At 59.9% G+C, this 26,692-nt stretch carries 19 protein-coding genes and 1 tRNA gene; 4 read left to right on the top strand and 16 right to left on the bottom strand.

The features are described 5' to 3' along the window. The first annotated feature begins 10 nt into the window (after nucleotides 1-10). The gene (locus HMPREF3155_RS11730; RefSeq protein WP_070433393.1) at nucleotides 11-1,420 is read left to right on the top strand and encodes a hypothetical protein; all 1,410 of its coding nucleotides are present in this window, start codon (nucleotides 11-13) and stop codon (nucleotides 1,418-1,420) included. On the opposite strand, the gene HMPREF3155_RS11725 is transcribed toward HMPREF3155_RS11730, so the two are convergent. The 9 genes from HMPREF3155_RS11725 to HMPREF3155_RS13335 all read right to left on the bottom strand — a co-directional run bounded on the left by HMPREF3155_RS11725 (nucleotide 1,407) and on the right by HMPREF3155_RS13335 (nucleotide 17,791). Then, complete coding sequence (locus HMPREF3155_RS11725; protein ID WP_235590978.1) at nucleotides 1,407-1,937, bottom strand: hypothetical protein; 531 nt, start codon at nucleotides 1,935-1,937, stop codon at nucleotides 1,407-1,409. The two genes, HMPREF3155_RS11730 and HMPREF3155_RS11725, sit on opposite strands and share 14 nt — an antisense overlap. Next, on the bottom strand, nucleotides 1,934-2,947 hold the full coding sequence (locus HMPREF3155_RS11720) for a TRAFAC clade GTPase domain-containing protein (protein ID WP_070433392.1): 1,014 nt from the start codon (nucleotides 2,945-2,947) through the stop codon (nucleotides 1,934-1,936). Before HMPREF3155_RS11720 ends, HMPREF3155_RS11725 begins: the two co-directional genes overlap by 4 nt. Beyond that, entirely contained in the window at nucleotides 2,947-3,906 is a 960-nt protein-coding gene (locus HMPREF3155_RS11715) for an apurinic/apyrimidinic endonuclease family protein (RefSeq protein WP_070433391.1), read from the bottom strand. Before HMPREF3155_RS11715 ends, HMPREF3155_RS11720 begins: the two co-directional genes overlap by 1 nt. Before the next feature lie 5 nt (nucleotides 3,907-3,911). Next, complete coding sequence (locus tag HMPREF3155_RS11710; RefSeq protein ID WP_070433390.1) at nucleotides 3,912-5,459, bottom strand: GAP1-N2 domain-containing protein; 1,548 nt, start codon at nucleotides 5,457-5,459, stop codon at nucleotides 3,912-3,914. Next, nucleotides 5,459-7,699: a SaeA-related protein gene (locus HMPREF3155_RS11705; protein WP_061920076.1), complete on the bottom strand. Its 2,241-nt coding sequence runs from the start codon at nucleotides 7,697-7,699 to the stop codon at nucleotides 5,459-5,461. Before HMPREF3155_RS11705 ends, HMPREF3155_RS11710 begins: the two co-directional genes overlap by 1 nt. A gap of 14 nt (nucleotides 7,700-7,713) precedes the next feature. Then, on the bottom strand, nucleotides 7,714-10,575 hold the full coding sequence (locus HMPREF3155_RS11700) for a hypothetical protein (protein WP_061920073.1): 2,862 nt from the start codon (nucleotides 10,573-10,575) through the stop codon (nucleotides 7,714-7,716). Further along, nucleotides 10,575-14,246, bottom strand: coding sequence for a tubulin-like doman-containing protein (locus tag HMPREF3155_RS11695; RefSeq protein ID WP_070433389.1), 3,672 nt, complete (start codon nucleotides 14,244-14,246; stop codon nucleotides 10,575-10,577). The genes HMPREF3155_RS11700 and HMPREF3155_RS11695 overlap by 1 nt, the downstream gene beginning before the upstream one ends. Before the next feature lie 72 nt (nucleotides 14,247-14,318). Then, nucleotides 14,319-17,192 carry a VWA domain-containing protein gene (locus tag HMPREF3155_RS11690; protein ID WP_070433388.1) on the bottom strand — a complete coding sequence of 958 codons (2,874 nt, stop codon included), beginning with the start codon at nucleotides 17,190-17,192 and terminating at the stop codon, nucleotides 14,319-14,321. After that, complete coding sequence (locus HMPREF3155_RS13335; protein WP_235590977.1) at nucleotides 17,192-17,791, bottom strand: hypothetical protein; 600 nt, start codon at nucleotides 17,789-17,791, stop codon at nucleotides 17,192-17,194. The genes HMPREF3155_RS11690 and HMPREF3155_RS13335 overlap by 1 nt, the downstream gene beginning before the upstream one ends. A gap of 319 nt (nucleotides 17,792-18,110) precedes the next feature. On the opposite strand from HMPREF3155_RS13335, the gene HMPREF3155_RS11680 reads away from it, so the two are divergent. Further along, the gene (locus HMPREF3155_RS11680; protein ID WP_062042664.1) at nucleotides 18,111-18,809 is read left to right on the top strand and encodes a queuosine precursor transporter; all 699 of its coding nucleotides are present in this window, start codon (nucleotides 18,111-18,113) and stop codon (nucleotides 18,807-18,809) included. A gap of 168 nt (nucleotides 18,810-18,977) precedes the next feature. Here HMPREF3155_RS11680 and tgt read toward each other — a convergent pair whose 3' ends face one another. The 6 genes from tgt to HMPREF3155_RS11650 all read right to left on the bottom strand — a co-directional run bounded on the left by tgt (nucleotide 18,978) and on the right by HMPREF3155_RS11650 (nucleotide 24,115). Then, on the bottom strand, nucleotides 18,978-20,270 hold the full coding sequence (gene tgt, locus HMPREF3155_RS11675; RefSeq protein WP_070433387.1) for a tRNA guanosine(34) transglycosylase Tgt: 1,293 nt from the start codon (nucleotides 20,268-20,270) through the stop codon (nucleotides 18,978-18,980). A 5-nt stretch (nucleotides 20,271-20,275) separates the two neighbouring features. Next, nucleotides 20,276-22,678: an MMPL family transporter gene (locus HMPREF3155_RS11670; protein ID WP_070433386.1), complete on the bottom strand. Its 2,403-nt coding sequence runs from the start codon at nucleotides 22,676-22,678 to the stop codon at nucleotides 20,276-20,278. A 110-nt stretch (nucleotides 22,679-22,788) separates the two neighbouring features. Continuing rightward, a tRNA-Ser gene (locus HMPREF3155_RS11665) sits at nucleotides 22,789-22,879 on the bottom strand. Between the two features lie 48 nt (nucleotides 22,880-22,927). Continuing rightward, the gene (locus tag HMPREF3155_RS11660) at nucleotides 22,928-23,128 is read right to left on the bottom strand and encodes a CsbD family protein (protein ID WP_061920058.1); all 201 of its coding nucleotides are present in this window, start codon (nucleotides 23,126-23,128) and stop codon (nucleotides 22,928-22,930) included. 44 nt (nucleotides 23,129-23,172) lie between these two features. Beyond that, on the bottom strand, nucleotides 23,173-23,604 hold the full coding sequence (locus HMPREF3155_RS11655) for a nucleoside deaminase (RefSeq protein ID WP_046645837.1): 432 nt from the start codon (nucleotides 23,602-23,604) through the stop codon (nucleotides 23,173-23,175). A gap of 31 nt (nucleotides 23,605-23,635) precedes the next feature. After that, nucleotides 23,636-24,115, bottom strand: a complete 480-nt coding sequence (locus tag HMPREF3155_RS11650; RefSeq protein WP_062042667.1) for a tRNA adenosine deaminase-associated protein — start codon at nucleotides 24,113-24,115, stop codon at nucleotides 23,636-23,638. Nucleotides 24,116-24,154: 39 nt separating this feature from the next. Here HMPREF3155_RS11650 and HMPREF3155_RS11645 point away from each other — a divergent pair, with 39 nt between their 5' ends. Further along, a complete protein-coding gene (locus tag HMPREF3155_RS11645; protein WP_062036240.1) occupies nucleotides 24,155-25,183 on the top strand; it encodes a prephenate dehydrogenase in 1,029 nt (342 codons plus the stop codon). A 42-nt stretch (nucleotides 25,184-25,225) separates the two neighbouring features. Here HMPREF3155_RS11645 and HMPREF3155_RS11640 read toward each other — a convergent pair whose 3' ends face one another. Next, complete coding sequence (locus HMPREF3155_RS11640; protein ID WP_235591329.1) at nucleotides 25,226-25,417, bottom strand: hypothetical protein; 192 nt, start codon at nucleotides 25,415-25,417, stop codon at nucleotides 25,226-25,228. A 336-nt stretch (nucleotides 25,418-25,753) separates the two neighbouring features. Between HMPREF3155_RS11640 and HMPREF3155_RS11630 the strand changes: the two genes are divergently transcribed. Beyond that, nucleotides 25,754-26,560: a hypothetical protein gene (locus HMPREF3155_RS11630; RefSeq protein WP_141761335.1), complete on the top strand. Its 807-nt coding sequence runs from the start codon at nucleotides 25,754-25,756 to the stop codon at nucleotides 26,558-26,560. The last annotated feature ends 132 nt before the right edge of the window (nucleotides 26,561-26,692 follow it).

The raw sequence follows: 26,692 nt of genomic DNA, 5'->3' as shown, positions 1-26,692 counted from the left end.
AATCTGCCCCATGCCTACCGATGTGACTTACCCTATTCTCGATGCTCAACGTGCCACCGCGCTTTTGGATATTGCGAAAAGCTACGACAACGACACCGCTTTTCCCGCAGCGGAATTAAAGGAAATCGGCGCACTTTTAAGCCAAGTCATCGGTGACGATAAATTCGTGGGCTCAGCTGAGGACGTAACGCCTACCGCTGACCTGCTCAATGCATTCATGCTCCTGCTTATCTGGCAGGACCCGTCCTCTCCCGCAGCGGCCCAGTCCGCGCTGCACATCGCAAGCCTCGGCGCCTTAGCTGGTAATCCGGCCATCACCAGCCGCGGCTTTAGGCTCGCGTCCCTTTACTACGATGCTTTGCAAGACTCCGAGAAGGCATGGGCATACGCCAAGAAAGCTGCCCAGGCAGGAGACGACGCCCAACTGATAAAGCTGCAGAACATCGCCGAGCAAGAGCGCGCCGCCGAGGAAGCACTAGCCGCCCAGCAAGCACAAGCAGCCGAAGCAGAAGAAACAGCAGAGCTAGAGCCAGAGGAACCGGAAGAGCGCGAGCGAACCGGCACCCTCGAAGAGCAGCTAAACGAGCTGCGTGACCGCCTCGAGATTGCCAAGCGTGAGAACGCCAAAGAGCACAGCGAGGAATTCGTCGACATCAACCGCCAAGTCCAGCTCGCTGCGTTCAGCGAGGAAGACTCGCTTCCGGCCTCCCCGATCAGCGCGGCGCCGAACCCTAGCACCGCCCTCGCGAAGGCGCTGTCTATCCTCCTCGAATCCGCTGTAGGCGCGCTGTGGGCGTGCCCTTCCTTCGCGACGCGCAGCCACGTGGCGAACAAGAGCAACGAGATCCTGCGAAAGTACCACCTCAGCCCCGAATATGCCACGCTGCCTGCGGGAATGCTGGCACGCTTTTACGCTGACGCGGCACGAAACAATACCGATACCACGAGCGAAACCGCAGCTGATTTCTACGGCCTTGCGGCTAAGGAATACTCCCGCAACGGCAATGAAGCCCGCGAGCTAGAAATGCTGCTGCGCAAGGTCGAGGTCTTCCTCATCGACAATGACCGCGATGAAGCGCACGACATCTTGGCTTCACGGTACGTCAACGCACTCAAGTACACGGAGCTGCCCATCGCCGCACGCTGGACCGTCTTGTTCTCCGAGACGCTGCGCACGGAGGCAGAAAACATGTTTAAGTCCACCCAGGTCCTGATGGACTTTCTAAGCCGCCACCCCATCGCCTCGGCGCGCAGCCCCCTAGATTTCAACGCCTTGGCTGAAGTCGTTGAGCTCTTGGGGGATCGCTATACCTCCGCGAACGATACTGTCACCGCACGTGAGAAGTACCGCGTGGCCTATGAGCTGTTTAATACGGCGAACAATCAGGAGGCACTCGCGGCATTGGCTAAGAAGGCTTAAAGCCGAACCATTCCTTGTTGCCTGGTAGCCACAGCAGCACGATGGTTACCATTGCTGCCAAGGAAATGGGCCAGACATGTGGCAACACGAGCATCAACACCACAATGGCAAGGATGACCGTCAGCCAGATTCGCGCTTTGTGCTGGGCATGCAGCGTATAGACCATGAGCACGCACAGCGCGAGCACCACGAGTGAAAGCCCCACGCCCAGCTCAGTGGCTAGGCGCTCGATGCGGTTCAAGTGTTCGGGAACGCGCTCGGAGGCCACGAGCTCGAATACGTAGTAGACGATGTAGGCCGAGATTCCCAGCACAAAAAGCGCAGCGATCTGTAGCGCCCACGGCGCCCGCCAGGCGGACATATCGGCGGCCCGGCGCGCCGCCTTCTGTTGGTCTGCAACCTGCCCATAGCGGTAGTCACTGACCGGCATCGCTGGGGAACCAAACTGTGCTCCGCCAGCACCGCTTTGGGAAGGAACCCCAAATTGCTGGTTTCCGTTGGGCGTACCGAAGGTCACTGGACATCCTTTCCTAATACGCCGTAGCCGCTAAGCAGCGTACGGATTGGGTCCAGCACGCGGAAAGGTGCGATGCCACTGCGTGCTAGGTGCCGGCCTGTCGGCGCCTCGCCTAGAGCGGAGACCGCGAAGTACCGGTATCCGTTCTTGCTGACGTTGGCGACCATGTTGATGAGGTCGAAGGCTTCCAGGTAGCGCAGCAAGGAGTCCACTTCCTGGTGCAGGACGTAGGAATCGTCGAAGTGGAAGTTCCAGCCGGTATCGCGGCGGAAGGCAGCGCCCGCGTTGCCCATGATCTTGGCCCACGGCGTATTCGGGTTATGCTCCAGTTTCTGCAGCGTATCGAACTTGGAGATGGTAACTGCCAGCGGCGGCGGGCACTCCGTTCCCATCAGCGTGATGAGGTTTTCCAGCACCTGCGTGGGCTCGGCACCGAGCTCACCAAAGTCCGGAACAAGTCCGTGCAGGTAGTCCCGGATTTGTCGCTCACGCAGCGGGTCAAACAGGAAGATAACCAGGTCGGCGTACTTGAAGAAGGACAGCGCCTCGCGGTCTTCTTCCCGCTCCGGCAGGTTCTCCAGGTCCTCGCCGGCAACGTCGCGGAAGACGAGATAATTGGTACGCATTACGCCTTCGGCATCTGGCCAACGGCCCAGATCAAAGATCAGCGGGTCACGCTGATAAGCATCGGTGGCCACGGCGCTCGGGGTGGGCTCCATGCTCTGCATTTCCTTAAAGAGCGGATTTTCGTACTTTTCCGCATAGCGCTGCGCCGTGGATTCATCGGCCGCCAGCACGGAGTGATCGTGCTTGTGCGCAAGCTGCTTGAGCTGCTTGACCATCACGGCGGTATACAGCGACTTGCCGGAGTTACGTGCACCGGCCATGGCCACGCAGTGGGTCACGGATTCCGTCCAGTCCGGCAACAGCTCGCGGTTGTTATAAGGGCTTTCGGTAGCGCCCTTTTCCAGTGGACGGAAAGTCCACGGGCATGCGGCGGTGCTGGTCATTAGTACTCCTCCTTGAGCATCGCTGCCGCTTCATCGGATAGGCGCGCAAGATCGCTGTTGAATGCGCTGCGCTGCTTATCGACGTCGTCTCGGTCAATCACCACGAAAGCCACCGGGTGCTCGCCTGCACTTGCGCGAGCGAGTTCAACCTCCTGCTCGGCAATCGGGCTAACCACAATCACCACGGCGGGCTTTTCACCGCTTAGCATCGCGGCAGTAGGGCTGTCGGTTACATAGATAAACAGCGAGGAAGATTCGTGTAAGTCATGTCCCTTCCACTGGCGGCGCCCCACGCGGTCAGCACCGGCATCGATAACACCAGTGATAAAGCTCTGCAGCTCGCTTACGGTATGGCCAGCGGTACGTTCCTGCCCATCGGTCGCGGTGAAGTTCGCGAAGGAATCCGCTAGGGCATTGATGTACTTCGCCACCAGCTCGATAGCACCATCGGAAGTATTGACCTGCATGGAAGCAGAGCTATCGATAACCGCGATGGCATCGGCCAGCTCAGCGTCATCAAGCGCCGCGCGGCGCATCTTAGAGCGGACCTCGCGCGCCGAATCGGTGATTCCTGCACCCTCGGAAGAACCAAAGGCCGAAAGACGCAGCTGCTGGTCCTCAACCTGCAGCTCGGCGAGACGCTCGGGGCTATCTTCCGCGCCGTCGATAAGCACGCGCGGGAAGCTCACGGTGTCCTCACCGTTGCTGATATTCAAACGAATCTCGCTGCGCAAACCAAAGGTGCCGAAGCCCTTCGGGCGCACCTGGATCGTCGCATCCTGTGTAACCGCATGCACGATGAGCAGCAGGTCATCTACGCGGGTGTAATCCACACCCTCGGGCACGATAGCGAGTTCAACCTGCGCGCCACCCGCACCGATTTCGAAAGCCTCGACGCGAATGGTGTCAGTGATTGTAAGGTGACGAGATTCCCCGTCTTTCAAAGTGTATTTAGCCATTGTCTTTAACTTTCCGTGAAACCGTGTGCTCGAATTATTTCTGCAAAAATCCCGCCCAAGTAACGTCCTAATTCACCAGTCGCCGCGCTCCGCCGTTCCTCAAGCTGGATAACAGGCGCAAATCTTTCGATAGTGAGTGCACGCGCTTGATCCAGCGACGCCGTGTCGATGCCGCCCAAAGCCTGCGAAACTAGGAAGTTATAATCGGCCGGAAAATATTTCACCCAAGAAGCCAATGCTGCCGCCAGCGCAAAGACCCGCGTTCCCTCGGGGAAGCAGGAAGGATGCAGCAGCGCAAAGTGAATAGCACGCCCCCGATGCTTCTCCAGGTAACCCATCCACCAAGCTGGATCGAAGTCTCGCAGCTGTTCCAGTTCATCTGAGGTAAGCCCCGGAAGGACGGCGTTCGCACCCGGCGCCGCAGGGGCCGCTGCAGCTGCTGCGGTCGGTGCAGGCTCCGTTTGCGCGATGCCTGGCGATGCCCCGTTTTCCTCGCCCCGTGGCGCAGATTGCGCACTTTCGCTGAAAGGGTTTACCTGCGACGCAGCCGACAAGTCTGCGGCAGCTGCGGCCGGCGACTCAGCCCATGGCTCGGCCACAGATTGTGCGGGTTCGTCAACAAAAGGCGAGTTCGCCTCTGGCTCTACTGCTGCCGGTGCTGGGGTCGGCGCCGACGCTATTTCCCCAGCGCCCTCGTAGGCGCTCAAGTCCGGCAGTGGCTCGCCCAGTTCGAAGATCACCGGATTGCCAGGAATAGCGCGGGCCTTGGTCAGCTCGGAAAGACGCAACTTTTCGGACTCAGGAACCACCACCATGGTCGAAGTTCCCAGTGGAAGCTCAGCTATGGCGGCTGGCTTTTCAAAGGTAGAGAATCCGAATCCCAGCTCGCCTACCTCGCGGGCTGCGGCAGCAACCCAAAAGGCCGCTTGGTTTTCGGGAGCCACCAAGATGACGAGAGTTTTCTTCTTCGAAGAAAGCACCTTCGCCATCGCTTCTACCAAGCGCGCGTTATAGGCGGCGTCGTTATGCGGCACTACGGACTTGAAGGGCGCTGGCAACGCGGCAGGGCTGCGGAATTCGCCGGCCAAGAAGTCGTCGATAAGCGCATCGCTAGCAAGCGGACCTTTACGCGAAATCTTTTCCGGGATCTCCACCTTGTCCACTTCAAAGATGGAAAAAGGCGTCGGCACATCCGGCGAATACAGAACGTCCGCCGGTGCGGGCGGCACTCCCCCGTCTGAAACCGCGGTGTAGGTAAAGACGTTGCCGCCGCGGCCCGTGGCGTCGATGCCGGCGGGAACGGAGACCATGGTGACCCATTGCTCGCCCTCCTCGGTCAGCGTGAATACCGCAGTGCGGCGCACCAGCTCCGCGCGCTCCTGAGCCGAAGGAAAGTCCGGGATAGGCGCACCGCTGTTCAAGCTCGTTGGGACAAAACTAACCAGCTCCTGCAGCTGCTCCTGGGAAATATCCCCGCTTACTGCGCCCACTCCCCAGCCGCCTGCCCGACCGTTGCCGCGCGAGAAGGATGCAAAGCTAAAAGCACCCGCCATTAATACTGCCCTCCTTGCTGGAAGTTCTGCGCGCCATCCTGCGGGGAAGGCAATGGGTCAAAGCGCAAGCGCTGGGCGACGCCGCTTTCTACCACGACCGTCCTATCAGTGGCATTGAACTGCGACGCCGAATCAGAATCGAAGCTGCCCTGCTGGCCCAAGCTGAAGTCGTGGCCGAAGTCAGGGTTGAAAGATTGCGCGGAAAAATCACCCGTAGCAAAGTCTTCGACCGCAAACAGGCGAACATAGCCGCCGTTCCAGGTTCGCTGGTCTAAGTCCACGATGAAATCAGGCTGCTCAAAAGTGCCCTGGTGCAGGCCCTGGCTGGTGTAGCGGTCCGTGTTCATGCCAGACAGCTTCAACGGCACACCATCCTCAGCAAACAGCGGCAGGCGCACCGGGTTATAAATCACCTGGCAAGAAAATGGGCGCCTATCGCCCATGTCCAGGCTGGACAGGTACACGCCAAGCTGCCGGGTGCTGAAGTCATAGTGGAAGTCATAAGTCACCGTGCGCAGGCCGGGGTATTCAATGACCTGTTCTCGGGCCTCAGTTCTTTTACCCGCAAACATGGCAAACGGGCGCAGGCGCACGACGTCACTGTGGCGCTCGAGTTTCAGGCGAATGCCGCCCTGCAACTCGTATTCCTCCTCGCGCACCGTGGTAGTGCCGCTGTTGGTCGTGCACTCCACCATCGTGGCGCCGCGCGGCCAGGTGAAGGAAATCAACTGGCTATCCACGCGCTCGATAAGCCGCACTTCATCCTCCCCGATGGGCAGCACACGCTGCAGAACGCGCGACTCACCGACCCATGCGTCGGCCTCGTTGAAGTTAACCGGGGTGACATAAACCTCGTACCAATCAGAAGGCCACGGCATCGTGGTGTTCTGCACGGAATCCGGTGGGGTTGCGCCTCGCGTTTCAGTCACGGCGTCGGCAAACGCGTTTTCCACATAAGACTTATCGATGGCCTTGGTGCGCAGCTCCGGACGTGGGGCGTGCGGGGTCAGATAAATCTTGACTTCGCCCGTCTTCGGCGAGTTCCACTCAATCTCGATGTTGTCGTGGCCATCGGAATTCTCCCGCTCACAGCGCGTAAGCGACATCTTCTCTAGCTCACTGGCTAACTTCACCGAATGCTGCACTACCGTCTCATTCGAGCTGGTCAACCTGCCATCTCGGAACTGCGCCTGGCCGAGCAAGGAGACAACCATGGTCTGGCCCGCCTCCTGCACACGGATGGTGGCCTTACGCCCACTGCTTTCGATGTCCTGCTCAAACCGCGGGGAAAGCAAGTCGCGCTCGGTGTCCTTGCATGCATAAACGACGGCGGCCTCATGGCCCTCCAGCAAGTCCCAAGAGACCTGGATTGCGCCCTTGATGGTGGTCACCTTGACGTTGACCGGCGGAAAGACCACTGCCGTCTCGCCCATAAACAGCGGCTGGCTGCTAATCGCTTCTCCCAGATCGGCTCCTTTATAAGCCCACACCGCATAGTGGCGCAGACCGGCCGCACCCGGATCCATGTCGCGGTAAGCGGTGCCGCGAGTGATCATCAATGTCTCGCCTGCTTCCGGCGAGGCAATCATCTCTCGGTCATCGGCAACGACGCGGTAGAAAACCAGTTCTCCCGGCTGCGCAGAAACCGGCTCCCACCAAATGCGCACCGGGTGGCGAACGTCCGAATTATCCTCTGTCGGCTGCTCGTAGCCATAAGGATCTTCTTCTGCTTCTGCCGCTGCATCGGTGGTTTCCGGGACCTCAACCACAGCGTGCATCTCAGGCACTACCCAACCCTCTGGCTGCTTGCCCTTATAAGGCGCGCTGAATGCATCTGCCGGCAGGTTGGTGTAATCGTCCTCGTTGACCTGGGTACGTACGTTCTCCTTGGCCTTGAGCTTGGCAAGCTCCGCTGCCCAGTCGATGTCCTTGTTACCAGGCTGTGGCGACTGTGGGTCTTCTTTTTTGGGACTCATGTCTTTGATCTCCGAAGTTCCAAAGGAGGATAGGGTGGCGCCCGTTTGGGGCTCCGGAGCAGGCGGCTGCGGGTTGAGATTGGCCGCGTTAAGTTCCGGATGCGCAACGGCGCTGCCGTTGAATACCGCCGCGATTTGTTCTGCAAACTCGCCGTACTGCGGTGCAATGTGCCGACGCACGTCCTCGGCCGAGACCTGCTCCAAATCGTGCAGCGGGAGTAATTGCGAAAGCGGAATATCCGTAATCTTGGGTGATTGCGTCATCTTGGTGATTGCTCCTAGAACGTCTCGTCCAAGTCATCGAGCGACGGCGTCTGACTGTGGCGGCCAAAGCTAAAGCCGGTGGAACCCTCGCCGGCGCTGTGGCGGCCCGGCTGCACCTGCGAAGCATTGTTGAAAGAGTCCATGTGGTCGGTTTCGTCCAGTCCACTGAGCGCATCTGCGAAGGAAGGTAAAGCAGCTTCCGTCTCCGGCTGCGCTTCCTTTGGCAGCAAGTATTTGAAATCGGTGATGCGGCCGAACTGCACCACGGTCAAAGAACGCGAAAGCTGGCTGGTTAGCGCGGTATTGCTATCGACCTCGATGATGCGAGTGCGGGAAGGATCGATCTCGGTGTATCCATCGGAAGCGCCCAACGTGGTCAGCGATTCATTGCTGAAGGCCTGCATAGCGCCCTTTTCTTCGCTCATACCCGCCATGAACTGCTGGGTGGATTGCTCCTGCCTGCGATTATCGTCCAAGAAGGTCACCTTGGACAGGAACTGCTGCATGCTGCCCGTCATTTGTGGATTGGTAATCGCACTGTGCCAGACCTGCGGCTTCAAATCTCGATCCGCCATCGCTGGGTGATCCAGGTTGCGAGCGATCATGTCCAGCGGCGACTTCGAATACTGGCCGCGCATGCCCCACATGGCGCTCGGCTGGATAGAACCGTTGCCCACCTGGTGACGCTCGAAGACAGAATTCATGTAATCCACGAGCCCACGCAAAGACTTATGAGCCCAGGCCTCAGAGAAAACGTGGGAACGAATTCCCTCGGCCATGCGGCTGGTTTCATCGTCGGTGACCTTTGCCTTGCCGATACGCGCGTTATCCGGCAAGCCGGATTCCGGGGTGCGCAGGTGGTCGCTGGTGGTGGACTTCAAGCCGAATGGCGCATAGATTGCGCGACCCAGAACTGAAGACCAGCTCAGGAACTGACCGTATGCATTGATGTTGCGGTCGATGTCTCCCGCTGCGAGCACGATGTTGCGCGCGGCAATCTCCTGGTTCTGGCGATTGAGCTTTTGCCTTTGCACGTAATCGTAGATTTCGCGCTGCGCCTTGGTGAAGGCAAGCCAGGAACAAACCAGGAACAAGGCGATGGAAACAATGACGCCGAAGGTGGTCCACTTCCAGTCCAGGGTGGGCATGGAATCCCAGATCCGCAAGTCGCTGTTGTAATGCGAGATGCACAGGTAAATGAGCACGAGCAAAATCGCGCCTAGCACGCCCCACATGGCGCGCAGCTTGGTGGTCAGCTTGCGGTTTTCAGCGTTGAAGTCACGCTCGGCAAAGCCCTTGGCTTCCTCGCTGAGCTGGCGGGCGACGTCCTCGAAGTGCGCCTCGCGCTGGCGCGCGGAGTGCAGGCTTGCGGCCAAACCAGAGCCGACCTTCCATGCGAAGGTTTCCTGGTGCTGGTTACGCCATGCCGCGAATTGCTGCTTTTTACGGTTGATCTCAGTGTTTTGTGTGCTCTGGCTAGTCCACTCCAGGTCAGCCGCGAACTTCTCCGCAGCGAGTGGATCGAAAGGTGCAATCGTTGCCTGCGCCTCGTTTTCATAGCCCACCGTGCGGTTCATCAGTGGGTGGAAACCACGGAAGGATTGGCTGACATCGGGCACGGACTGCTTGCCGTGCTGGACAATGAGTACGTCCTGGTTATTGCCCTTCGGCGGGGCGAAGTTGGCGTTTTCCTTCCACTGGCCATCAACTAAGCCCAGCGCAAAGTCATGATAGGCCTCCCACATGCCAGCCAGCTGCGGGGTATCACCAACGTCGAATTGGACCTTCTGGGCTTCATTCAGCGTCCGGTTATTCTTCTGCTGCATCTGTGCGATGGATACAGCATTCTCGCCCTTGCCGGAATGGCCATCCAAAACCACCTCCATGTTGGAATTGCGGCCATAGAGAAGATTCTGCAGGAACGAGGCGGTTGCGCTGTTTACGGCACCGCGCCGGTCGTTGACCCAATCCTGCGGCTTGCCGATGACGGTGGCCCAGTACAGGCGCAGGTTATCGCGCAGCGCAGCCCACGCGCCGATCTTCTGCGTCTTCGGGGTCTCCAGCGGGATTTCCTGGGAAATCAGGCTGCCACCAAAAGCGTGAAAGAGAGTATCCGCGTAGTGCTGCGTAAGCGCGTTCGGATCGGTAGCGTGCTCGGTGTAGCTGGTGTTATTCACGCGGGTACGCGGCAGGCGATTATTCGGATTGAATACTCGGTCCTTGACCTCATTTTCGACCTCGCTGGCATCGATAGTGCGGTGGAAAGCACGCACGAGACGGAAGTTTTCCCAGTTGCCGGTTTCCATCAGCCGGCCCGATTCGGCCTCGAATACAGCTGCCTCCTGCATTCCGCGCCACAGGCCGAAGATGGATGCCACGGCAGGAGCTGCGAACTGTGCCAAGGCAAAGCCATCTTCGCTGCGCATGATGGGGCGAATATGCGAAGCGGAAGGAGTGCCGCCCTCTTCTGGGGAAAGCACCAGGTTCTCCCACACCTGCAGCGGCTCAATGTGTGCCGGCTGCAAAGGCAAGGTGGTCAGCAACAGGCGAACGCGCTGGTTCGAGGCCTGGACGATGCGCGAATCCACGGCCGCCGCCCACCGCGACAAAGCGTCTGGCTGCAAGGAATCACTTTCATCCAGCGTATCGATGACCACGAGGAGCATATCGCCTTCGTGGTTGCGCAGAGACTCGTCGAGAGTGGCAATACGTGGGTTTCCCTCGGCGTCGAAGAAGCGCACTGCGGCTGCCGACGTCGGTTGGGTGTAGTCCACCCACATGAAGTTCTGCAGCAAGCCAACAGCTCGCAGGTCGAAAAGGCGGGAACGAATCTCATCGGCCGTGGCGCCGTGTCCAAAGAACAGTACGTTAGTCATTAGAAGGTGTCATCCAAGTCGGTGAGGTTGAATTCAGGCTCAAAGCGCGGGGTCTGGCTGGAAGAATCCCGGCTCGCGGGAGCCTCAAAAGTATCGGGCGTTTCAGCGACAGTCTTTGCCTGGCCCAGCAAATCGCGGATGCGCTGCGCCATGACGACGACGTCCGGCGCCAGGTCGCGGTAGTACGGCGTAGCGGAGGCGACGTCGCGGCGGCGAATGTTTGCAAATGGCTTGTCATCCATGCCTTGGCCCGGCAGAGAATTCATACCACCCGGAATGAAGTGATCAGCGCCGCGGACGAACTTATCGAGCTCCGCAACGAAGGATTCATAACGATCCTGGATGCTGGAGCCGACGACGCCGCGGCCCGGCACGGTGCCATCACGCAGGAAGGCCGCCAGACGGTGGACCAGTGGGTGCGTCGAAGCACCAGAGTGCGCAAAGTCCTGGCCGTCGTCGTAAAGCCCGCGCAGCAACTGGTACGGGTACAAGGAAGAGGCAAAGCCGTATGCGCCATTCTTTTGTACCTTCGCGTACGCGATGAAGATGGACTCAAGCACGGAAGACATCCAGTCGGACTTCTTAACCATGCGGCGCGGGGAAATCAGCATCGGGTTCGGGAAAGGTACCCAATCGCCTACGCCATTGGCGGTGTCGTCGTAGATATGTGCCGCGGCGTTATCGGAATCCGGGTTGGAGATGTGGATGCGGCCGGTAATGCGGCCGATGATCCAACCTGCAACCATGGCCTGACGCTCGGTCTCAGTCAGCGGCAGTGCCGCCGCGAGCGGACGGGTACGACGCTCCGACCAGTAGGAACCATCGAAGTTTTCTTGCTTATCGATGTCCTCGGCGATGTAGCCGAACATGGAAGAAAATACGATCGGCGAGTAGTTCGGGTAGGAACCGAAGATCTCGATGTGCTGTACCTGCTCGGACATGTTCAGCGAGTTACGCAACGCCACCTGCGATGGCTCGTCAATAGAAGGCGTAGAAAGCAGCTCGCCCAGGCGTGGAACGATGCCGGTTTCTTCGCTGCCCAAAGCCTCGAAAGGAATATCAGAGAAGGAGTAGGTGTACTGCACGTCCTTGCCGTGGATGCGCTGGACCATGTCGCTGGACACGGCAGCCAACGGGCGGGCGTAGCTCAGCGCCAACTGGAAGGCGTTGACGAAGCGGTCAATGCGCTGGGAGTGCTCCACCTCGTTGATATCCGGGGTCAGCATCAGGTAACTGCGCAGATCCACGGAGTTGAACTTGTAGAACTCATAGTCGCGGCGGTTAATCCACGCACGGGAGCGCTCCAGCAGATCTGCCGGGCGAATGCGCGAACGGTACTGTGCGCGCTGGGACTCGCGACGCTCCCCGGTCTGCGGATGCTGCGACAGGTGCTTGGATACCCAACCTGCACGGTTGCTGTATTCATCGTTGGTGCGCTTCTGCGGCGCCAGCGTATCCCGCGGTGCCTTGTTGGCATCCAGCGAATCCCACTCGCCGCGAATGACCGCACGCACCGCGAATGGGTAAGCCTGATCGTAATGTTGCACATCGGCAGTGGACTGCTGGCCCTGAATGGTGCGCAACATCTGGGTTTGGTAGTCGGTGATAAACGCGTTGACGTCGGTCAACATGATTTCGTTTTCCGCGCCCTTGAAGCGGGACTCAACGACCTCGTCTACTTCCTCCGGCCAGGCGTTGACCTCGTTGGTGCGAACGTCTGCCAGCTTGTTGGTCTCCGGGCGTGACTGTGCTGCCTTCTCGAGCACCTTATGGGCGTCGCCAAGCTCACGCTGCAGATGGAAGAGGTTCTCGTCGACGTAATCCTGCAGAACGTCCTGCAGAATATGCGCCGTAGCCAACAGGAAGTAGTGATAGAACTGCTGGTGATAAAGGCCCAGTAGAGCGTTGACAGTCGGCGTTGGATCCGTCATCTGACCCTTGCCGGTCAGCGGGCTAAGGATCGGCTCCGCGCCTTGCGGAAGCGCAAGCACGGCGAAGTTCTGGAAGGAATTAGAGAACTCATTAAGCTGCGGCTGCAGGCGGTCGCCGCTGGCCAAGACGTCCTTGACGCGATCGAGCATCTCGCGAACATAAGGCAGGCCCACTGCCGCCAACTCGCCCTCGACCGTGCTCAAGACCTTGTCTGAGAAGAAGTTAGCGAAGCGATAGGTGGTGTCATACGCCGCCTGTTGGAGCATTCCCGCGATGTACTGCTGGTTCTGTGGATCGCTCAGGTTCTGCATGAGCTCTGCGCGCCACTCGTTAACGTTGCGCCCTTCCCCTACCGGGATGAAATTACGCAGGCTGCGCGCTGCGTTTTCGGCAGCTGGCTGGCCCATGCCGCCGAATACGGTGTTCAGCCAGTTATACGCGGAGTTCGGATCGATAGGTCCGCCCATCGCCCAGCTCGGATCCAACATCATGTCTTGGAAGCGGCCCGGCAGGCGCTCATCAAGGCGCTTTGCAATCTGCATCTCGCCGGCCTCTGGGTTGGCCTTATCGAGATGTCCGTTGAGCAGACGCTCAAAGGAGCTACGGGCCAGGCGCTGCGCGGAATACTCGGCGAAGCGATCGCGGCCCATGGAAATCTGCGCATAACCCAGCGAACCCCACGGCAGGCGAGCCCACGGGGTACCGCCCTGGGACTGATCACGGTCCCAACCGAAGAAACGGCGGCCGCCGTCACCGGATGGGGTGTTGGTCAACGCATAAGAGACCAGGTTGTCAGACGCACGAGTCGAGGCCATCAAACCGGCCAGCGCGCGGCCTAGGCCTCGGTAGATCGACATCGCGGAGCCATCGCCAAAGCGGGAGCCGGTGGTGCCCATCTTGGAACCGATGGGAAAGATTCGGCCAAAAGTCGGGCCCTCTGGCGGGGTGCCCATGTCAAAGGCCTCGAAGATGGCGCGGTCATGCGCAGTGGAGTTACCCATCTGGGATGCAACGACCTCGCCGAACATGGCCAGGGAGTTGGGCCATGCGCCGGCCATGTCTTCAGCCTTGTTGTCGGAGAAGATCTCCGGGGTGTACATGAAGACCAGCGTGCTGGTCGGATCGAGATTCTTGATGGTGGTCAGAACGCGGCAGACATCCAGGAACATCGAAGCGCCTGCGCCGCCTGCCATGGAGGAAACAACCAGCACAACCGGCGCGGAGGAACCAGTATCTGTGCGCTTCTTCGACTGCTTGTAATTGAGCTCGTTGAGCTCCTGGATAGCTTCCTGGGTAAACATCTCAGACACCGCCGCGTTCAATGCGCTGCGGATGTCCTTCAGGTGGCGCAGGGTCAGGATGCGGCCGATGGCGCGGTACTGGCCGGCGCCGTCGGCAAGCTTTGTGTCATTCGATTGCGGCGTACGCGAAGCCCACGTGGCGATCTCGCCCAGCTTGCCGGAGCGGCCCAACGTTTCAGAGATACCAGCATCGAACTGGTTGTAATGCTGGCGTGAGCCGATCCCCACATACTGACCGCCGCTTTGGGTAACGTTCGGCAGCTTCTGCGGGCCGGCCTCCTCTTCGAGGGGCACATCGATGTTCACAAACTGCCACGCCTTGGGCAGCTCGGTGATGTCTGGATCGATGGTTCGCAGCTCCGCCTTGAGCTGGTCCATGATAAAGGCCAAGGTCTTGGCGCCGGAGCCACCGCAGCCAACTACGAGGAACTTCTTCATCTGCTCTTAAAACCTTTCGGGATGTCTCTTTAAGTGTTCAACTTGTGCGTTCTGCTTGCGTTCTGGTTCGGACTAGTTATTTCCGAAGGAAGGCCCCTGCGGCCATCCACCGTTGTTGCCGCGTGGTCCGTTTCCCGGCTGGCCGAAGCCGCCTTGCTGACCGAATCCACCTTGCTGCGGGTTCTGGCGCGGCCCGTTGCCCGGCTGGCCGAAACCGCCCTGGCTACCTGGTTGACCGAAGCCACCTTGGCCACCTGGCTGACCGAAGCCACGCTGCTGACCTGGCTGGCCCGGCTTCTGCAACTGGCCCGGCTGGCCAGGGAACTGCTGCACTGGAGCGTTAGCACCCGGCGCGTTCTGCGGTGCCTGTGCACCTTGTGCGCCTTGCTCTCCCTTCGGGCCCTTCGGAGCCTTAGGCTCCTTCGGCGCGGGGAACTGCACCTGCTCGAAGAGCACCGGTGCGGAGCGGTTGATCTCCTCGGAAAGCTCGTCATACTTTTCGGCATGTGCCATCGTGTCGACCGTCAAAACGATCTCGCCGCGCTCCTTGTCATTAGCGTTGCCCACGAAGAACCAGTTGTTCTGAACTGCCAGCGGCAAGATGGCGCGGCCGCCAGACTGCTTGCCCTTTCCGGAGATGGAGCCGTCCTTTTCAACTTCCACATGGGCCGCGGTAAATGGGCTAAGGCCCATCTTTACCTTTGCCTCGTACAGGCCCAGATTTGCCCGGCGCGGCGCGGCGTCGACAGGCACTGCGCCCTGGAACTCCTCCTTGGAGACCGCAAACGGCTTGCCGGTATCCGTGCGGATGAGGCTCGTGCCTTCCTTCTTGACCGGAATCGTCTTCGCGAACATGCGCGGGGACTCAGGGATGCGGCCGGAGAACCACTTCATGAAGTAAAGAACCGCCAGCGGAATCAAAAGGCCCAAAAGGACCGCCAGCACGAATGCCAGGCCGAAGGCACTCTTGCTCAAAGGCGTGGTCATCGAGCCCTTCAGCTGCAGCGGCAGCTGCGCTTCCTGATTATCTTCCGCAGACTGCAAGCTCAGCTCTGGCTTCAAAGCCAATGCGCCGTCTTCCATGTTTTCGGCAGAAAGGGTCACAGGCAGCGTCGCCTCTTCGCCCTCACCGAGCTCAAGCGCGTTATCCGCGGAATCGTGCTTGGACGTAACCTTGAGCGCATCCACGCCCTTCGGCAGCGTGGCCTCGTCAGCGCCGAAGCTTTGCTCCGCCAGCCACACCTTGCCCGGACCAGTTACCGGAACATCAACGGTGACTTCCTTTTCCGTCATCGACACCACCTGTGCCGAGCCGACGGAGGGCATGTTGACCGGGGTAATCGTCAGCGGGGTTTCACTCTTGATGGGGTTGAGCTTGGAGCCCGGCTGATTATCGACGCCCTTCGTGGTGATGTCCACGCTGGTCACCAGCTTGCCCGCGGCAACGTTTTCGACCTTGTCCAACGGGATATCCACCGCGTTGCCGTCCACGATCGGGGCGTTTTCGAGAAGCGTTACTGGCTCGCCCTCTTCGGGGACGAACTCCGCGCGCAGCGTGCCTTGGCCTTCGAGCTTGCGCGGCTCACCGCCGCCGTCGACAAGCTGTGCCTTAATAACTTGGTCGGAGTTGATGCCGCCGCTTAGCTTCTCACCGTTTTCGCGCTGCAGGTTGAGGTTCAGACCCGGAATCATCACCATGGATGCCTGGTACTCGCCCTCGGCGCCGCCCTCCAGCTTGTAGCCAAAGGTCCACTTGCCGGCCCAGCCTTCGCCGCCCTTCTTCATTGCGACGTCGACCATGCCCGGAAGGCGGTCATTGGTGGTGATCTCCACGTCAGCGCCGGCGACCTTCTTGGTATCCGGCTTCAGCTCTACCGTTTGCCCATCAGGACCGGTGAGGGTCGGAATGATCTTGCCTTCTTCTACGCTGGTCTTCGGAACCGCGGACAGGCGGACTGGGTCGACCGAATTATCCAGGAAGAAATCGAATTGCTCGGTGAAAGTGCCTTCCTTGCTCAAGCCACCGGAGGTAGGAATGAGGTTACGGAAAGCTGCAAACAGTGCGGCGGGATCCTCACCGCCGTTGAAGAAGGCGCCGTTGGGTTCGCCTTGGCCACAGCCCTCGCCTTCAGCCAGGTCGGTGAGAAGCTCCGTCTGCTCCTTCGCATCGCGCGCCGGTACGAGACCGACGTTGAAGAGGCGGATATTGGACTGGCGGAATGCGGACACCGTGGAATCCGGGGTGCACAAAATGTTGCGGGCTGCTGCGTTGTCCTTGCCGGTCTCAACGCCCACGTAGGCGCCGTCGGTGAAAAAGACAATGGCGCGGCAATCGCTGCCATCATGATCGCCGAATTCCTTGAGCGCGCCCGAGTAGGCCAAACCGTAGTCGGTTTCTAGATCGGAGGTGCGCTCCTTGTTGCGGAAAGCGTCAATCTCCTTGTCCAAGGCGCCGGCGTTTCCGGAAACATTGGTCCAGCCGCCGTACTCGCCGGCCTCGGAGTAATAGCCTGAACCGAATCCGGCAAGCTTGACATTGATATCCGCGCCGGCGTCCTTGCCTAGGCTGGCCAGCTGATTGACGATGTCCTTGGTGGCATCAACACGGAAGTGGGAGCCATCGGTGGCTGGTTCGCCTTCGTAACCGATGAGGGACTGCGACTGGTCGAGCACGAACAACAGGTCCGCGGATTTCTTATCCGCGATACACGAACTAAAGTCCGCTAGGTTTTTCTGCGAGGCCTCAGAGAGGCTGCTCTCGGAGGCCTGCGGTGCTTTATCCTGTGGAGCTTGTTCTGGTGGGGCTTGTTCTGCCGGCGGGGCCGCCTCGGGCGCTGGTGCTTGCTCAGGCGCTGGCGCATCTTGCGCGGAAGCTCCCAAGGAACCTGCGAAACCGCACAACAGTGCAGTGCTGCTGAGAGCGAGGAGACGATTTAGTTTTCGCATTAGGCGCCCATCACCTTTCCTACGTAGAAGGCGATCTCCACTGCGGAAGCGATCACAAGCAAGAAGCCGCCGATCATGACGAGGCGGTAGACCAGCGTCTGGCGCGTATCCTCAATGTAGAAGCTTTCCGCTTGGCGCCGAGTATTTTGCAGGGTGTATAGGCCAAGGAGCACAAAGGCGACGATGCCGGCAAGCACCCATCCCGCGATGGCCAAGCCAAAGAAAAGGCCTTGGGTTGCAGTGGAGGCCAATGGCGCGGCGATTACCGCGATTAAGGAGAAAATAGCGGCCACACCAGCGGCGATGAGCAAAGGCCACGGCCCCTTGGTGGGTGCGGCTGGGGTGGCAGGGCGCGAGCTGCGCGGCGCGCTGGGCTGCCCGCCTGGTGCGCCAAAACCCTGGCCGCCACCTTGTGCGGGGCCAGCTGCGCCAAACGACGGCGCGCTTCCTCCTGGTTGATTCGGCGAACCGAAGCTAGGGGAACTTGGGAATCCGAACCTCGGGCCGGCTGCATTGTTAGGGCCGTTGTTGGGGCCGCTACCCGCTCCGGGGCGCGGACCACCAAACTGGGGCGATGAGCCAGGCGAACCAAATGTCATAACTAATGACCTTTTCTCAAATAGCGCTCCCCCAGCCAAGAGAGCGGCCAGGGAAACCAAAGGGAACAAAATAGGCACAAGTGTTGCAAGCAAAAGAATGCCATACTTAAGGCCTCATTTCGCCTCTTCCTTGGGATTTACCCTCCACTACCCCAGCGCCACATCGATAATGCCGGATTCAGCTGCACATATCTCGCTGGATCTACCTTGAGGATCATTCCCCAGTCTCCCCTAAGATGTGTGAGCATTTCTGTTTTCTCAGGCCATAAGACAGCGCCATAAGACAACGCCATAAGACGGCATGGCAAGATAACTGCCCATGACAGAAAAATCGGCAACCGCAACCACTTCCAGTGGCGAGAGCATCCGATTCATCCCGGTACAGTCCACGCTGTACCCGTGGCTGGTTACGGTGTTCGTCGTTACGTTCCTCATTTCCAACATCAATGCCACAAAGGGCGTCCAGCTCGGTCCGCTCATCACCGACGGCGCCTTCTTCTTATTCCCGCTGGCTTATATCGCAGGCGACGTCCTGTCCGAATGCTATGGCTTCAAGTCCACGCGGCGGGCGGTCTACATCGGATTCGTCATGGCGATTCTGGCCGCGGTGTGCTTCTATATCGCGATTTGGCTGCCAGCGGCGGATTTCTACGAAGGCCAAGAGGCCTTCGCCGCTACCTTGGGCCTTGTGCCGCAGATCCTCGCCGCTTCCTTGGCAGGCTACTTAGTGGGCCAGCTGCTCAATTCCTTCACGCTGACCCGCATGAAGGCAAAGTCCGGTGAACGTGGACTCATCGGCCGTTTGGTCGCCTCAACCGTCGTGGGCGAGCTCGGCGATACTGTGTTGTTCTGCATCATCGCCGCACCAGTCATCGGCATTTCCACATTCAGCGGCTTTCTCAATTACGTAGTGGTCGGCTTCGTGTGGAAAACCCTCATCGAGGTGGTCATGCTGCCGCTAACCACCATCGTCATCAAGTGGGTTAAATCCCGCGAAGACTACGTTCCCAGCAGCTAACCCACAAATACTCAGCCCTAGAAACCCAGCCCTAGAAACCCAGGGCTGGAACTGCAGCTTCCTGGTGAAAAGGGCGGCGTCGGCAAGCGCGAGAAAAGCCGAACAGGAGGTCTGCAGTTCTAGCCCTGGGTATTTGCGGAAAAGAGGCGGCGAGCGCAGGGAGGTAGCTTACTTGCCGACGTAGTAGCGGCCCATGAACTCGTCGCGGTAGGCCTCGTAGTAGCCGCCGTCGATGGAGGCGCGGATGTTGTCCACCAAGCGGATCATGAAGGTAAGGTTGTGCATGGTGCACAGCGTGCCGGCCAGGAATTCGTTGGCCTTGAGCAGGTGGTGGATGTACGCGCGGGAATAGTTCTCCGAGACGTAGCCGCCGAACTCCTCGTCGATGCCCGTGAAGTCGCGCTTGAAGCGCGCACCCTTGAGGTTCAAGCGGCCATCGAGCGTGTACACGCCGCCGCGGCGGCCCAGGCGGGTCGGCGCAACGCAGTCGAAGGTGTCGGCACCAGCCTCGATCGCGGTAAACAAATCATCGGGCTCGGAAATGCCCAGCAGGTGACGCGGTTTATCCTCAGGAAGCTCGTCGCAGACCCAGCCCACGATGGTGCCCAGGTTCTCCTTCTCCAGCGCGCCGCCGATACCAAAGCCGCCGAAACCGCGCTTGCCGTCCGCCTCGGCAGCCTGGGAAAGCTCCACCAGACCGCGGGTGGCTTGGCGGCGCAGGTCCTCGTACTGCGCGCCCTGGACGACGCCCCATAGGGACTGGCGCGGCTTCTGCGGGCCACGCTCCTCGGTCAGGCGGTGGTGCTCGTCGAGGCAGCGCTGCGCCCAGCGGTGCGTTCGCGCGACGGATTCCTCCTGATAGGCACGGCTATCGATGAGGGTGGTCAGCTCATCAAAGGCGAACATGATGTCAGCACCCAAACCATGCTGAATCTGCATGGAGACCTCCGGGGTAAAGCGGTGCTTCGAGCCATCGATAACAGACTTAAAGTCCACGCCATCCTCGTCGACCTGCGCCATACGCTCCTTCTTGGCCGCGCGGATGTCCTTTTCGGTCAGGTTGGCCGTGTCCATGGCCAGGACCTTCTTGAATCCCACGCCAAGCGACATCACCTGGAATCCGCCGGAGTCCGTGTAGGTGGGGCCATGCCAGTTTTCAAAGGTCGCGACGCCGCCAGCCTCATCCACGATGTCGTGGCCCGGCTGCAGATAAAGGTGATAAGCGTTGGACAAGATAGCCTGCGCGCCCGTCTGGCGGATCTGCTCCGGGGTCAGGGTCTTAACCGTGGCCTTGGTGGCCACGGGGATAAAGGCTGGGGTCTGAATATCCCCGTGCGGTGTATGAATGGTGCCGCTGCGACCATGCTTGCCAGGACCAGCCTGGTCGAGGCGCGTGCGCACGTCGAAGCTCAGGTCAGTCTCTAGCTTGGGTGCAGGAAAAGGCGGCTGTTGCTCGATCATAGAGGCTAGTTTACGTGTTGCGTCGTATCCGCAGATGCGCCGCCATGCTCACGCTCCCACTCTTCTTCCAGAGCTGTGCCTTCGATGTCGAGGGAAGGCATGACCTTATCCATCCACTTTGGCAGCCACCAGGTCGCGCGGCCCAATAGGAACATCGTGGCGGGGACGAGGGACATGCGCACAAGGAAGGCGTCGAAAAGCACGCCTGCGGCAAGGGCGAAACCGAAGATCTGGATAAACGGCAGCGGCTGGTTAATAAACGCCACGAAGACCGAAATCATAATGATGGCTGCGGCCGTGACCACACGCGCGCCTTCGGTAAAGCCCGCGATGGTGGCCTCATCCACGGCGTTGTACTTGGTGCCATTGCCGCGTGGATAACGCGCGATGTGCTCGCGCATGCGGGTAACCAGGAAGACCTGATAATCCATGGCCAAGCCGAAAGTCACGCCGATCAGGAAGATAGGCATGAAGGAAATCAGCGGACCAGGCGCCGGAACCAGGCCGAAGAGGCCGTCCTGCCACACCAGAACCGTAAGGCCGAAGGCCGCGCCCACTGAGAGCAGGAAGCCCAAGCCAGCCACCACGGGGACCAAGACCGAGCGGAAGACTAGGAAGAGCAACAGGATGGCCAAGCCCACCACGATGGCGAGGTAAGGCAGCATGGCAGCCTCCAAGCGCTCAGTAATATCCAGCTGCACGGCGGTCAGGCCAGTCATGCCGATTTCCGCGCCGGTGACCTCGCCCAAGCGCTCGTTCTCTGCACGCAGAGCCGACGCCGTGCCGACGGTCGTGGGATCCGTCGGGCCGGTGGTCGGTGCGACCATGATCTGTGCCGCGGTCTGATCAGAGTTGAGGCCAACGATCTGTGCGTGCTTCACGCCGCCGACCTGGTTAAGCTGCTGGGTCGCGTACATGAAGGAGGCGAAAGTTGCCTTCTTTTGTTGGTCTTCGCCTTCTTGCCCCTGAATCAGCGGCTGGAGAGCCGGCGCGTCTGGGTTGGCTTCCTCACCATTGACGATGACCAGGAATGGACCATTGACGCCTGCGCCGAAGCCTTCGGCCAGCAGGTCCGCGGACTTGCGCTGGGTGGTATCCGGATTCGAGCTGGTATCCGCCGGCAGCGCGAGCTCCATGTCCAACACCGGGGCGCTCAACGCGCCAAGACCCAACACGACCACGGCCATGACCAGGCCCGGGGCCTTCTGCACCGCACGCACCCAGCGGTTGCCCATGGTGGCGCCCTTACGGCGATTGCCCTTCCTATTCGGGTTGCCGGCGATGCCGGGGATTCGACCGGCAAAGGCTTTATCGCCGGCCAGGCCAAGCAGCGCCGGCACCAGGGTCAGCGCGACGAGCACCGCCATGAACACGGTGCCCGCGGCAGCCAAGCCCATGGCGGTGAGGAAGCCAATCTTGGCCACGATGAGGGCGAAGAGCGCCACGAAGACCGTGGCGCCGGCGAAGACCACGGAGGAACCTGCCGTGCCCACCGCCATGCCGGCGGCTTCGGGCCCATCCATCCGCGAGCGCTCCTGGCGGTAGCGCGACATGATAAACAGCGCATAGTCGATGCCCACGGCCAGGCCAATCATGATGGCCAGGACCGGGGTCAAGTTATTGAGCTCAATCCAGTGCGTGGCAATCATGACGCCGAGCGCGCCCAGGCCCACGCCCACGACGGCCGAGATCAGCGGCATGCCCGCCGAAACCAAGGAGCCGAAGGTAAAGATAAGGACGAGGAAGGCCACGCCCAGGCCGATGATCTCCGAGGTGGAGTTGACCTTAATCTCATCGCCAAAGCCCGCGCCGCCGGCCTCGACCGTTAGCCCCTTCTCGCGGCCCAGCTCCATCGCCGCGGTGACGACGTCTTTGTCTTCTTGCTTAACGGTGTAGGAGCTTTCCGCATCGAAGTTGAAGGTGGTATAGGCGATGGTCTCGTCCTCATTAACCATCGCGAGGTTATCCGCATCCTTGCGAGCGGTCTCTTCCGGCAGGCCCATCGAGGTGAATTGTTCGATAACTTGCTGCTGCAAAGCCGGCGATACGTCGAGCGGGTTGCCCCAGCGTTGCTGGTCCTTGATGCCGAGCTCGTTGGTGATCTGATCGACCACCTGCTGCATCGCTTCCTTATTTTGCGGGTCAGAAAGCTTCTGCCCCTCGGGTGCTTGGAAAACCAGGTTCACCGAAGGCGCGCTGGCCAAATTGCCGCTTTCCGGGAAAAGCTCGGCGGCGCGGTGGGTAGCGTCAATCGCCGGCGTGCCCTTGATGGAGTACTCCGAAGTCATGGGCTTCATCAAGGCAATCGTGGCGCCCACAGCGGCCACAAAGATCACAAGCCACGCGATGATCACTTTCCACCTGTTGAGGAAGGACCAGCGCCCAAGACGGTACAAGAGTTTTGCCACAGGAGTTACCTTCTGTCTCGTTGATTAACTTCGCCCAGTCTAGCGGCCAGCCGCTGGCAGCTAAAACAAGAAAAGCCGTGGAGCAATTACTTGCCCCACGGCTTTCGCTATGGCGGTGGCGGCGGGATTTGAACCCGCGGTTGGGGGTTACCCAACATTCGCTTTCGAGGCGAACACCTTCGGCCGCTCGGACACGCCACCGTGGTCTAGGTTACGTGTTGAAGCGCGCGGCACAAAATCCCGCCGGATTTACTTGTCCTTCAGGCCGCCAATAACCTCGTTGGCCTTGTCCTTTACGCCCTCGACAGCGTCAGAGACTTTGTCCTTAGCCTGGGAAGTAACCTGGTCTGCCTTGCCCTCGTTAGCAAGATCCTCGTTGTCGGTTGCGTTTCCCGCAGCTTCCTTTGCCTTACCTACTAGGTCGTCCTTCTTGTTTTCGAAATCACCCATGTTATTTCTCCTTTTTGTTTGCGGTGACCCCATCCTACGCAATGTCAGCGCAGCTCGCCGAAGAAGCCGGTGAGCAGTCCGGCGCATTCTTCCTCGCAAACTCCGGCGCGCACTTCGGGCACGTGCAGGGCACCGGGGGCACGCAGGACATCGACAAGCGAGCCACACGCGCCCGTCTTCGGTTCGAAAGCACCAAAGACCACGGAAGCCACGCGGGCCCCCTGGATAGCCCCGGCACACATCGCGCACGGCTCAAGGGTGACCACAAGTTCGCAGCCTTCTAAGCGCCAGCCATCGCCATGCTTGGCGACGGCCGCGCGAATCGCCTCCACTTCCGCATGTGCGGTGGGATCGCCGCGCTGCTCCCGGCGGTTGACGCCGGTGGAAAGCTCGTTGCCGGCGGCGTCGTAAAGCACCGCTCCTACCGGGATGTCTCCCGCGGGTGTCTGGCGTGCCACCTCGAGCGCGCGGCGCATGCGCGCCTCGGCGCTGGCCAAGCCTTGGGATTTAAGCAATGATCTCTTCGAGCTCGTCACCGAAGCCTAAATCGCCCGCGATGCGCAGGAGCATATCGGAGGGCCAATCTTCGTCATTGTCGATGATGTAGCCCAACTGATCTTCACTGAGCCCAAGATCAGCAAAGATATCGAAGTCGCCGTCGCCATAAGGATCTGGATCCTCGTCGTCGTCATCGATTTCGGGGAAGTCAAGGTCGCGCAGCTCCAGGAAGTCTGCGGCAAAATCATCCTCGTCGGCATATGTGGCGTCAGAGATCAGCATGCGCACATCTCCCGGCACTGGGCGTACGACAACGAAGTATTCATCCTCTACGCACAGCAGCGCGAAGGCCGCGCCCTCGGAGCGCAGCGCGCGCACCGCGCTGATGGAGGTGTTGATGTCCTCGAAGTCGTCATTAAACTCCCGAACCACCCATTGCCCCTCATTGCGGGCAACGGTAACTGCGAAGGAGATGTTGTCATCACTCATACCTCGTGAGATTAGTCGTGTTGTGCCAGAATTGTCACCGTGAGTTCTCAAGACGTTCAACGACCCGTATGCATCATCGGCCTAGGCCTTATTGGCGGTTCCCTGCTGCGCGATCTCGTGGCAAGCAAACACGCAGTATATGGCTATAATCACTCGACTTCCGGTGCCCGCAGCGCCATCAAAGCGGGCTATGACGTCACCGATGACCTGCAGGCAATTTTGACCCGCGCGGAGGCAGACAATGCACTAATCGTCATCGCTACCCCGATGAAAGCGGTCGCTTCGGTCTTGGACGAGATTCAACAGCACGCGCCGAGCTGTGGCATCACGGACGTAGTTTCCGTGAAGACTGAGGTGCGTGATCTCTTCTTGGAGCGCGGCATGGAATCGCGCTACGTGGGCGGCCACCCGATGGCCGGCACTCAAAACTCAGGCTGGGACCACTCGCAGACCAAGCTCTTTAAGCGTGCAGCATGGGCAATTACCTATGACTACGCCGCCGAGTGCGAGGCCCGCGGGGAGCGCATCCCGAAGAAGTGGATTGAGACCTTCTCCGATGTGGTGCGTATGACGCAGATGGTGCACGCCGAGGCCGTCCCCGTGCGCGTGGCAAATCACGATGCCGCGGTGGCGCGCATTTCTCACCTGCCGCACGTCTTCGCTGAAACCCTCGCTGTGGTGGGCGACAACGGCGGCATCCTCGCGCAATCACTGGCCTCGAGCTCTTTCAAGGACGGCACCCGCGTGGCCGGTACCACCCCGGAGCTGGTGCGGCAGATGTGCGAGACCAACGCACCCGCGCTTGTCGACGCCCTCGATGAAGCACTGCAGCTCCTGCAGGCCGCGCGCGACTCTCTCGCCGCTGAGCAGCCCTCTGTTGCTGAACTCGCGGAGAATGGCTTCCGCGCCCGCACCCGCATTGAGGCACGCTCCGGCGCCCGCAAGGAATCGGTCTCCCCGGTCAAGATTTCCTCGCGGCCGGTACTGCGCCTGCACCCGGGTGGCCCGAACTGGGTGGCGCAGCTGCGTCAGTCGGAGTCTTTGGGCGGGCGAATCGAGATTTTCTAGCCCCGTCTAGTCTTCTAGGCCTGTCTAGCCTTCCCGCCCCGTCTAGTCACGGAACGTATCGTCGCGCCGCTTGCGGGACTTCGATTCATCCCTGCTCACCGCAAGGATGGGAAGTCCCAGAAAGCCCAGTGCGAGCCCAATCGGGAAAAGCACCAGCATTCCCGAGGCAACCCACAGCACCACGCCGAGGATTGCGCCCGCTACCAAGCAGGGCACGAGTTTGTTGTTGTTCACGCTCACCTTTCTAGTTCCCGTAGCGAAGGCAAACTTTTTACTGGCCATGAAGCTAAGCACCTGAAAATGAGGTCTCGTAAAGCGGTTCCGGTCTCATCGTACGCCGCGGCCTCTCTCGCAGCAGCTTCCGCGCCCCGCAGGTCTTTCGCACGGCACCAGGTTCTCTGCACGGCCCCTGCGGCTGCAAATCGCAAATGGTGAGGTCGACCCGCAACGGAAGTGGCTGGTGTTAACGCCCGTGACTGGGCCGGTGCGGCACATCGCAGGCTTCCTTTTGTTTTGATGTTGATGTCAACGCCGCAGATACTGCTGCGTCGTCCCCATAGACTGGGGGCTATGGATAGAAATTTGCGGTTGCTCCTTGCCCGAGTAGAGCGAGCCTGCGTAATACGAAATGAAATGTGGCAAGTTGCCGCCGAACATATAAAGTCCAATCCGATCGAGCGCCGGATCGAACAGCACGGACAACAGCACACCGTTTATCTGCATGCACCCTGCCCATTCCCAGACAATCTCTCCGTGATGTTTGGTGAATGGCTGTATCTCTTGCGCTCGGCCCTCGACGGGCTGATGTACGAGCTCGTCGTTCACGACACCCAGCTCGATCCTCCGCGCAACGCTAGGCGCATCTACTACCCGATCAACGCCACTGCTGATAATTTCGCTCAAAAGGCCAATACCGAGGGCCTGCGGGAGAGGACGCGCCTTGCGATCGAAGCCACGCAGCCCTACCACTCGACGGGAGGGCACACCGGCAGCGCACTCTGGTGGATCCATGAGTTGGCACGCATCGACCGACATCGGCGCGGACATACCCTTACTTGGCGCATCGTTGACATGAACTTTTATTTTGCGTCCGACCTGGTCGACCGGCACAGCGTGCGAATATGCGACCAATTCTCGGCTATCGTCCGGGACGATAAGGAGCTGGAAATCGTCAGCTTCTGCGCCAAAGGTCTCACCAAATCCCAATCGAACGACGGCGTAGACATCCGTTGGAGAGTCGAGTTCGATGTACCCGATTGGCTGGACAAAATTCCCACTAGCTATGCCCAATGGGGCATGGACGATCGGATGGCGAACGCAGAGCTCGTTGTCGGTAAAACCATCGAGTATTTCGATGAATTCATCCAAGACTCCTGATCTCTCTTGTAGGTAGTCCGGACCAAGTTCTCTCGCCATAAATTCAGCACGTTGCTGAGAAGACATAGATGCAGCGTCGACGTATCTCATGTTTCCTCCTTTCGTTTTTCTTGCGTTTGCTCGGATATCCCC

The sequence above is a fragment of the Corynebacterium sp. HMSC06D04 genome (assembly GCF_001807315.1).
Classification (GTDB): Bacteria; Actinomycetota; Actinomycetes; order Mycobacteriales; family Mycobacteriaceae; genus Corynebacterium; species Corynebacterium simulans.
The sequence above is the reverse complement of the archived record's forward strand: the minus strand, read 5'-3'. Positions and strand labels throughout refer to the sequence as shown.